9 protein-coding genes and 1 riboswitch are annotated in these 9,252 nt (G+C 71.9%); of the genes, 2 read left to right on the top strand and 7 right to left on the bottom strand.

Features of this window, described 5'->3' with window-relative positions; genetic code table 11:
• From ACTHJJ_RS10265 to ACTHJJ_RS10235, 7 genes are all read right to left on the bottom strand, one after another.
• A partial coding sequence (locus tag ACTHJJ_RS10265; RefSeq protein ID WP_440302843.1) for a hypothetical protein occupies positions 1-1,605 on the bottom strand: 1,605 nt, incomplete at its 3' end.
• 86 nt (positions 1,606-1,691) lie between these two features.
• Positions 1,692-2,594 carry a DUF5996 family protein gene (locus tag ACTHJJ_RS10260; protein ID WP_440302842.1) on the bottom strand — a complete coding sequence of 301 codons (903 nt, stop codon included), beginning with the start codon at positions 2,592-2,594 and terminating at the stop codon, positions 1,692-1,694.
• A 61-nt stretch (positions 2,595-2,655) separates the two neighbouring features.
• Positions 2,656-4,047, bottom strand: a complete 1,392-nt coding sequence (locus tag ACTHJJ_RS10255) for a sigma 54-interacting transcriptional regulator (RefSeq protein ID WP_440302845.1) — start codon at positions 4,045-4,047, stop codon at positions 2,656-2,658.
• Between the two features lie 178 nt (positions 4,048-4,225).
• Positions 4,226-5,365 (bottom strand): acyl-CoA dehydrogenase family protein, encoded by a 1,140-nt coding sequence (locus ACTHJJ_RS10250; RefSeq protein WP_440302841.1) that lies wholly within the window; start codon positions 5,363-5,365, stop codon positions 4,226-4,228.
• 12 nt (positions 5,366-5,377) lie between these two features.
• The gene (locus ACTHJJ_RS10245) at positions 5,378-6,121 is read right to left on the bottom strand and encodes an acyl-CoA dehydrogenase family protein (protein ID WP_440302844.1); all 744 of its coding nucleotides are present in this window, start codon (positions 6,119-6,121) and stop codon (positions 5,378-5,380) included.
• Between the two features lie 42 nt (positions 6,122-6,163).
• Entirely contained in the window at positions 6,164-6,538 is a 375-nt protein-coding gene (locus ACTHJJ_RS10240; RefSeq protein WP_440302840.1) for an acyl-CoA dehydrogenase family protein, read from the bottom strand.
• A 51-nt stretch (positions 6,539-6,589) separates the two neighbouring features.
• The gene (locus tag ACTHJJ_RS10235; protein ID WP_440302839.1) at positions 6,590-6,904 is read right to left on the bottom strand and encodes a DMT family transporter; all 315 of its coding nucleotides are present in this window, start codon (positions 6,902-6,904) and stop codon (positions 6,590-6,592) included.
• A gap of 9 nt (positions 6,905-6,913) precedes the next feature.
• A riboswitch (guanidine-III (ykkC-III) riboswitch) is annotated at positions 6,914-6,978 on the bottom strand.
• 61 nt (positions 6,979-7,039) lie between these two features.
• Between ACTHJJ_RS10235 and ACTHJJ_RS10230 the strand changes: the two genes are divergently transcribed.
• Positions 7,040-8,590 carry an acyl-CoA synthetase gene (locus tag ACTHJJ_RS10230; RefSeq protein ID WP_440302838.1) on the top strand — a complete coding sequence of 517 codons (1,551 nt, stop codon included), beginning with the start codon at positions 7,040-7,042 and terminating at the stop codon, positions 8,588-8,590.
• A gap of 25 nt (positions 8,591-8,615) precedes the next feature.
• Positions 8,616-9,143 (top strand): mycothiol transferase, encoded by a 528-nt coding sequence (locus tag ACTHJJ_RS10225; protein WP_440302837.1) that lies wholly within the window; start codon positions 8,616-8,618, stop codon positions 9,141-9,143.
• Positions 9,144-9,252: the final 109 nt, after the last annotated feature.

The raw sequence follows: 9,252 nt of genomic DNA, 5'->3' as shown, positions 1-9,252 counted from the left end.
GTGCGACAGGGCGAGGGCCGTCTGCTTCATCGGCCCCCAGCGGCCCTCGTGGAACATCGAGAACGACATGTCGACGCACAGCGCCACGGCCGCCGAGGTGCGCCGCTCCGTCTCGACGACCTCGAAGTCGTCGACCGACAGGTGGATCCGCGAGCCTGCGGAGGGACGCGGCGGGTGCAGCAGGTCGACCCCGGCCGTCCGCCCGCCCGCTCCTCTCGGTCGAGTGAGCGCTCCCCCACTCCCGGCACTCCGGTCCCGCGACCGGAGCACCGCGTTCGAGATCGTCCGGACCGTGTCGATGGGCAGCTCGTCCCCGAACGCCCACTGCCGGGTGAGCCCGGTCGGCTCGTCTGCCTGGCCGGACCGCCGATCGTCATGGTCGCCGCGAGCCGTCGCCAGTCCCTCGAACACCCGGCGCAGGGCCGTCTCACCGAGCCGGCGGACCGCGCGCGGCGTGAGCCGCAGCCCGTCGTCGCCGTGGGTGAGGTAGCCCTGCCGCTCCAGCTCCCGCTCCAGCCGGCGCAGCGCCTCGAAGTCCCGGGCCACGTCCGCGCCGAGGTGGCGCTCGAGCCGTTCGACGTCGACGTCGTCGAGGGTCGCCCCGTAGTACCCCTGGCTCATCTGCTCGGTCAGCGCCTCGAGGTCCGCCACCTCGGCGACCGCCTCGACGGCAGCGCCATACCCCAGGGCCTCGCCCCCCGGCTGCATGTCGACGGGCGTCCCGCGGTCGAGCCCGGGCCGCAGCGCGCGCAGGTTGTCCGCGAGCTGGGCCATCTCGCTCGCCAGGTCGGCGTCGGCGAGGGCGTCGCTCATCAGCTGGCTCAGCTGCTGGCGCTGCTCCGGGGTCAGCGACGCCAGCATCCGCGCGGCCGCAGCCTGACGGCGGGCCAGGGAGTCGATGAGCTCGTCCACGTTCTGCGGGTCGTCCGGGAAGAGGTCCCCGTGCTTGTCCATGAAGTCACGGAACTGGTCGGTCGTGTCCTCGCCCCGCCCGTGGGCAGCGAGGAGCGAGTTGAGGTCGGCCAGCATGTCCTTGACCCGCTGCATCGCCTCGGGGTCCTGCCCCGACAGCGCGGACTTGAGCCCCTCGAACTGGGCGTCGAGCAGCTCGCGACGCAGCATCTGGGTGATCTGGTCGTAGGTCTGCGCGGCCTCCGGCGAGTGCCACTGGTACTCCGCCAGGGCTCGCACGGCGCCGGCCGTGTCGTCCGGCAGGGTGGCGAGGTCCATCTCGGCCAGGCGAGCGGCGTCCGTGTCCTCGCCGCCCAGGGTGTCACGCTCGAGGTCGAGGGCCTGGTCGAGCAGCTCGCGCACCTCGTCGAGGGTGCCGCCGAGGTCACCCCGGCGCCGGGCGGCCTCCCGCATCCGCCGGATCCGTTCCGCGATCTCGTCGAGGCCGCGGCGCCCGTCGAGTCCGCGCCGGAGCACGTCGCGCAGCGCCTCCCGGGTCGTCCCCCCGGCGAGGACGTCCCGGCCCATCTCGTCTAGCGCCGACCGGACGTCGTAGGGCGGCGCGAGCGGGTCCGGCCCACCGCGCCACGGTCCGTAGCGGAACCGCCCGTGCGGGTTCTCCCTCAGGCCGTGCGAGTCACCGACGCCGCTCATCCACTCACGTTACGCCTCGCCGACCCAATGCCGGACGGGCGAGCAGGTGCGGCGGGCCGTCGTCGGCGTGCCGCCTACCTCGCCTCTCATCGCTCCAACTCCGTGCGGTTCCAGCCCCCGGTCTCGGCAGCCGCGGCATACGTGCTGTGCAGGAACTCCAACAGCATCTCGTCCGGGTCTACCGCGGTGCGGACCACCTCGTACGGCAGGACGAACTCGCCGAGCTCCTCGTCGAACCGCGCGGCACCCGGGCGGACGGCCCGGTCCCGGAACCCGGCCGGCTCGGGGTAGACGTAGGAGTAGAAGGTGCCCTCGCCGTCAGGCCCCGGCCAGAAACCGCCGCTGCTGACCTCGCGCGAATACGCCTCGAGCATGACGTGCCGGCCACAGTTCGGCGCCCGACCCGGATGCGGTGGCGCGGGCCGGCCGGAGAAGCGCGACACGGCCAGGTCCAGCGCCCCCCACCACAGGTGCACCGGGCTCATTTTGCCCAGGAACTCGGCACGGAAGAGCTCGAAGACCCGCTGGATGGACACGAGGGCATGCCAGTAGTGCGCCGCATACACAGGGTCGTATGCCGTGTGCGTGTGGTCCTCGTCGAAGCGGATAGCGCCCTCGATCTCGACCGGCATCGGCCACACGTCCGTCGCCAACCCCAGCCCGTCCAGACCCGCCATCAGCGCGTCGTACGTCTCGGCCACGGGCCGGGCGGCGAGCGGCAACTGCCACCTCTCCCCGTCGCTCGCCGTGACACGCAGCACGTGCTCGATGAAGTCGAAGTCGATCTGGAAAGCCCGCGGGCCAGCGGGCATCAGCGAGGAGGTCAGTCCACGAGCGGTCACATACAGCGGGACGTTCCACCAGTGCTCAGCAACCGGCGTGCGGGCCAGCCGGACCTTCCCGACGATCTGCGTCAACAGGTGCAGGGTGTCCCGAGTGGGGGCCCACTCCGTCAGCGGTAACGCCGGCCACCCTCGGGCCGCGCTCATGCCGGACCCCGCATCCGGTCGCTACGGTCCTCGTGCATCGCTCGTCGTCTCACGGCTTGGGTCACGCGCCGTAAACGGTCCGCCCCGCCACGGTGTCCTTCTCGATCCGCCGCGTCAGGTGCAGGCCCTCGAGGACGAACTCGACGGCGGCGGCCACGTGGCCGGGGGACGCGTCATCGCCGTCGCCGAGGCGGTCGAGCACCTTCGACAGACCCGGCACCGGCCCCACCTGCGCCAACAGGTCGGCGCCGGTCACGAGGTCTCCGGTCTCGACGACCGACCCGTCCTCGAACAACCCGGTGAACCCGCTGAGGTCGAGCCCGGCCAGCCGCGACCGGAATGTCTCGGCCGTCGCCACCCTGAGCAGGTGCTCGAGGATGTCGCGCTCCCGGCCCTCCTCGCCCATCTCGAACTCGACCTTGCCGAGCAGCGTCGGGACGATCGTGGGCACGTCGCAGATCCGGGCGACGGCCCCGTCCTCCTGGGTCCGCGCCGCCCGGCGGAGCGCGGACGCCCCGACGCTCTCTGCGCCGGCGATCGCGAACCGCGCCGACACCCCGGAGCGCTGGTCGACCGACGCCGACTCGCGCAGGCCCCGGGTGAACCGGGCGATGACCTCTACGAGGTGCTCCGGCACGTCCGCCACGAGCCGCGCCTCCTGCGCCACGACGGCGACCTCGTCCGACACCTGCTGCGGATAGTGCGTGCGGATCTCGGCACCGAACCGGTCCTTGAGCGGCGTGATGATCCGCCCGCGGTTGGTGTAGTCCTCCGGGTTGGCGGTCGCGATGAGGAGCAGGTCGAGCGGCAGGCGCAGCGCATACCCGCGGATCTGGATGTCGCGCTCCTCGAGCACGTTGAAGAGCGCCACCTGGATCCGCTCCGCCAGATCGGGCAGCTCGTTGAGCCCGAAGATGCCCCGGTTCGCGCGGGGCACGAGGCCGTAGTGCACGGTCTCCGGGTCGCCCAGTGTCCGTCCCGCGGCAACCTTGATCGGGTCGACGTCGCCGATGAGGTCGCCGACGCTGGTGTCCGGCGTAGCGAGCTTCTCGGAATAGCGCTCGTCGCGGTGGCGCCACCGGATCGGCAGGGCGTCGCCCAGTTCGGCCTTCAGCCCAAGGCACCTGCGGCATACCGGCTGCACCGGGTCGTCGTTGATCTCGCAGCCGTCGACCGCCGGGCTCCACTCGTCGAGCAGGCCCGCAACGGTCCGCATGAGCCGGGTCTTGCCCTGGCCGCGCTCGCCCAGCAGCACGAAGTCGTGCCCGGCCAGCAGCGCGCTCTCCAGCTCGGGCAGCACGGTGTCCTCGAACCCGACCAGGCCGGGGAAGGCCGTCTCGCCCGCACGCAGCCGCGCGACCAGGTTCTCGCGGACTTCCTCCTTGACGGAGGGGTGGTGGTACCCGCCCGCGAGGAGCTCGCCGAGGGTCGATGCGGTCGGAGCCGGCGTCATCGAGGCAGCCATCCGCCCACGCTACGTCCGGGGCACGCCGTCCGCCTACACCCGACTCGGGAGGCACCCTGTGACGTATGGGGCGGAGCGCTCACTCGACGGGGAAGACGGGGAGGGCCCACGTGACGTATGGGGGGAGCGCTCAGTCGAGCGGTGGGTCGAGGCGCGCCGGGGATGGTCAGCCGAGCGGATCGACCTCGCCGTGGTCCCCGACGGTGGAGGCCAGGGCGGCGACGTACCTGTGGCCGTTGCCGTACAGCTGCTCCAGGGTCGTCAGGTGCGCGGTGTAGGCCCCGATCGAGTACTCGGCGGTCATGCCGATGCCCCCGTGCAGCTGGATCGCCTCCTGCCCGAGGTGCCGGCCCGCGCGGGCCACCTTGAGCCCCACGCGGTTCGCGGCCTCGACAACCTGGTCCGGGTCGTCGGCGAGCACCATCGTCGCCCAGGCGACGAGGCTGCGGGCCGTCTCGAGCGAGACGTACATGTCCGCGGCGCGGAAGTTCAGCGCCTGGAAGTGGTTCAGCGTCATGCCGAACTGCTTCCGGTTCTTGAGGTAGCCGACCGTGGTGTCGAGCGCGACGTCCATGGCGCCGAGGGCCTCGTTGGCCGCGATGATCCCGACCCCGGCGAGGACCCGCTCGATGTCGGAGGTGCGGTCGGTCGGCTCACCGAGCGGCTGGGCCGGCGTGTCGCTGAAGCGGACCCGGGCGGCTCGGCCACTGTCGACCGTGGGGTATCCGTCACGCGTCAGGCCGGCGGCTGCACCGTCGACGAGGAACAGAGCCGTCCCGCCCTCCGGCAGGGCCGCCGAGACGACGAGCTGGTCGGCGCGGGCGCCGTGGACGACCGGCTCCTTCGTGCCGTTCAGGACCCAGGCGTCCCCCTGCTGCGCAGCCGTGACCGCAGCGGCGCTCGCGCTCCACGACGCACCGGGCTCGCGGTGCGCAAGGGCGAGGATCCGCTCCCCGGACGACACTGCGCCCAGCACGTCGGACCGCTGGGCATCCGTGCCCACCGCGGCGACGAGACCTCCCGCCTCGACGACCGAGGAGAGGAAGGGCTCCGGTGCGAGGACCCGCCCCAGCTCCTGGGCCACCACGGAGACCTCGACCGGTCCCGCTCCGGACCCGCCGTCCTCCTCCGCAAAGGGAAGTCCCAGCACGCCCATCTCCGCGAGCCGGCGCCACAGGTCCTCGTCGAAGCCCGGCTCCGCGGCGGCCACCCGGCGCCGGTTCTCGTAGTCGGCGTACGTCTTGCCCACCAGGGCGCGAACGGCGTCGCGGAGAGCGACCTGCTCAGCGTCATACGTGAAGTCCATGTCGTCCGCCTCTCAGAGCCCGAGGATCGTCTTCGCGATGATCTGCCGCTGGATCTCGTTGGACCCGCCGTAGATCGACGCCTTCCGGAGGTTGAGGTAGACCGGCGTCGAGATGCGGACCCACTCCGGCGCATCCGAGGCGTCGCCGCCGAAGGCGGCCGCGCCACCAGGACCACCGAGATCCATGGCGAGCTCGCTGACATCCTGCTGCAGCTGGGTGCCGCGCAGCTTGAGCACGGAGGAGGCTGGATCCGGTTTGCCGTCAGCCGAGTTCGCGGCAACGCGGAGCGCGGTCAGCTCCAGGGCGAGCAGCTCGTTCTCGAGCTCGGCGAACCGGGCGGCGACGAGCGGGTCGCCCAGCAGGTCCACCGAGCGAGCCCAGTCCTTGGCGTCGGCGAGCACCCGTTTGGTGGCACCGACCGGGGCCACGCCGACACGCTCGTTGCCGAGGAGTAACTTCGCATAGTCCCAGCCGTGGTTCAGCTCGCCGACGAGGTTCTCCGCGGGGACCCGGACGTCGGTGAACCAGACCTCGTTGACCTCGTGGCCGCCGTCGATGAGCTGGATCGGGCGGACCTCGACGCCGGGCGTCGTCATGTCGATGAGCAGGAACGAGATGCCCTGCTGCTTCTTCGGCGCGTCGGGGTCGGTCCGGACGAGGCAGAAGATCCAGTCGCCGTACTGCCCGAGCGTGGTCCAGGTCTTCTGCCCGTTGACGACGAACTCGTCCCCGTCCCGGACCGCGGTGGTGCGCAGCGAGGCGAGGTCGGACCCGGCGTCCGGCTCCGAGAAGCCCTGCTACCACAAGATGTCGAGGATGGCGGTCGCCGGGAGGAAGCGATCCTTCTGCTCCTGGGAGCCAAAGGTCGCGATGACCGGGCCGACCATGCTGGCGTTGAAGGCCAGCGGCGGGGGCACGCAGGCGCGCTGCATCTCTTCGTGCCAGATGTGCCGCTGCAGCTCGGTCCAGCCGCGGCCGCCCCACTCGACCGGCCAGTGGGGCACCGCGAGCCCGGCGGCGTTGAGGACGCGCTGGCTCTCGACGAACTGGTCGCGCGTCAGGTGCCGGCGGGCGGCGACGGTGTCGCGGATCTCTTGGGGGACCTTCGTGGGGAAGAACTCCCGCATCTCCGCGCGGAACGCCGCGTCCTCGTCACTGAGCCGGAGTCGCATGGGCCACCTCTTCCTCTCGCGGTGTCCCCATCATGACTGATGGCTTCACGGTCAGTGCAGGACCTTGAGGCCGACCACGCCGCCGATGATCGCCACGAGGCACAGGGACTTCGCGACCGTCACGGGCTCTGCGCCCGTCGCCATGGCGTAGATGACGGTGAGCGAGGCGCCGATCCCCGTCCACACGGCATACGCGGTGCCGGTCGGCAGTCCTCGCATCGCGAAGGCGAGGCCGCCCATCGACAGGAGGACGGCGACAAGGAAGACGATCGTCGGGCCGATCCGGCTGAAGCCCTCGCTGCGGCCGAGCGCGGTCGCCCAGACGGCCTCGAAGACACCGGACACGATGAGAATGGGCCAGTACATCAGAACTCTCCCGGGCCGTCTTGTCGCTGACCGGGTACGGCACCCATCGTCCGGGAGGCGTGCTGCGCCTCTGGACCAATCGTCTCACACCCCCGCGGAGGACCGGCCGCGCGAACCGCGCCTACGCTGGCCCGCATGGCAGTGGTCGGCTACACCGGCGAGCCCGTCCCGGAGTCGTTCAACCTCAGCGCACATGTCGTCGGTCGCGCCGCCGCGAACCACCCGGACCGCACTGCGCTCGTGCTCGTCACAGACCCGGCCGCGCCCGCCGACGCTGCTGAGCGCTGGACCTTCGCGGAGCTCGACGACGCCGTGCGCCGCGTCGCTGCGGGCCTGCTTGGGCTCGGTCTGGAACGGGGCGACCGCGTCATGATCCGGCTCGGCAACACCAGCGACTACGCGCTGCTCCACTTCGGCGCCATCGCGGCCGGGCTCGTCTCCCTCCCCTCGTCAGCGCAGCTCACCGCGGGGGAGGCCCGCTTCCTGCTCGCCGACTCCGGCGCCCGCGCCATCGCCGTGGACGGCGACCGTGACCTCGAACTGCCGACCGGCGTGCTCCCCATCTCGCCCGGGGACGTCGCTCGCTGGCGAGCGGAAGCCGGCTCAGCGGCATACGCGGACACGCGGGCGGACGAGCCCGCCTACCTCGTCTACACGTCAGGGACGACGGGGCGCCCGAAGGGCGTCCTCCACGGCCACCGGTCCGCGTGGGGCCGCCGGCCCATGTATGCCGGCTGGCTGGGTCTGCGCGAGGGGGACCGGCTGCTGCACGCGGGCGCGTTCAACTGGACGTACACCCTGGGCGTCGGGCTCACGGATCCGTGGGCCAACTCGGCAACTGCCCTGATCTACAACGGTCCTCGCGACCCAGGGCTGTGGGCGCGGCTCATCGAGGCGCACCGCGCGACGATCTTCGCGGCGGTGCCGGGCGTCTATCGACAGCTGCTGCGGTCCCCGGAGCTGGTCGGGGCGGACCTGTCGTCGCTGCGTCATGCCGTGACGGCCGGCGAGGCGCTGCACCCGGCGCTCCTCGCGGAGTGGCGCGCGCGGATCGGACTCGAGCTGTACGAGTCGCTGGGGATGAGCGAGGTGTCGACCTTCGTCTCCTCGGGGCCGACCGTCCCGGTGCGGCCCGGGAGTCCTGGCCGTCCGCAGCCCGGCCGGTGCGTCGCGGTGCTGCCGGTCGACGGCTTGGAGGCCGGTGCCGAGGAGCCGCTGCCGGCCGGTGAGGTCGGGCTGCTCGCGGTCCACGAGTCCGACCCGGCCCTGATGCTCGGCTACTGGAACCGCCCGGACGAGGAGGCGGCCGTGCGACGCGGGGCGTGGTTCGTCGGTGGCGACCTCGTCTCCATGGACCAGGACGGCTATGTGGCGTTCCACGGGCGCGCCGACGACGTCATGAACGCGATGGGCTATCGCGTCTCCCCACTCGAGGTCGAGCAGTGCCTTGCCTCGCACCCCTCGGTGGCCGAGGTCGCCGTCACGGATGTGGAGGTGCGGGCGGGGGTGCGCATCGTCGTCGCGTTCGTCGTCGCCCGGGAGGGCGCGGACCCGGACAGCGACGCCCTGCTGTCGTATGCCGCTGCCCACCTCGCGGCATACAAATGCCCCCGCGAGGTGCGCTGGCTCCGCACGCTCCCGCGCACCGCGAACGGCAAGCTCCGTCGGCGTTCTCTGCGCCATTAGCGCACCCCGGTGGCACGCTGGAAAGATGGCGGAAAAGGACTCTGTGGGAGTGGCGCTGCTCCGCGACGGCTTCGAGCGGATCCGTGAGGGTGTGGCGGCCGTCGTCGACGGGCTCAGCCCCGAGGAGCTGTCCTGGCGGGTCGATTCAGACGCGAACCCGGTCGGCTGGCTGGTCTGGCACCTGAGCCGGCAGCAGGACGCCCAGGTGGCGGATCTGTCGGACCTCGAGTCGCCCTGGAAGGCGGAGTGGAGCGGACGGCTCGGCCTCGAGTACAAGCGCGGCGCCAGCGGCTACGGGATGTCGTCGAAGGAGGTCGGCCAGTTCGGGGTCAGCGATGGCTCACTGCTCGTGGGCTACCACGACGCGACGCACGAGCTGACGATGAGCTGGCTCGACTCGGTCACGGACGACGACTGGGAGCGAGTCGTCGACCCGAACTGGGACCCACCGGTCACCATGGCGGTCCGGGTGATGTCCGTCCTTGAGGACAGCGCGAAACACCTCGGCCAGGCGGAGTACGTGCGGGGCATCCTGCTGCGGCGCCGGCGCTGACACCGGTCGCGGCTGGTCGCTGGGCTGGCTCGTGGTGGGCCGGCCGTGCCCGTGGGGGTGGCCGTGGCGGCTCTGGTGGCTCGGCCCGGCGGGGCGGATGCTTGTGGCC

It is taken from the genome of Intrasporangium sp., from assembly GCF_051961875.1.
Classification (GTDB): domain Bacteria; phylum Actinomycetota; class Actinomycetes; order Actinomycetales; family Dermatophilaceae; genus Intrasporangium_A.
The sequence above is the reverse complement of the archived record's forward strand: the minus strand, read 5'-3'. Positions and strand labels throughout refer to the sequence as shown.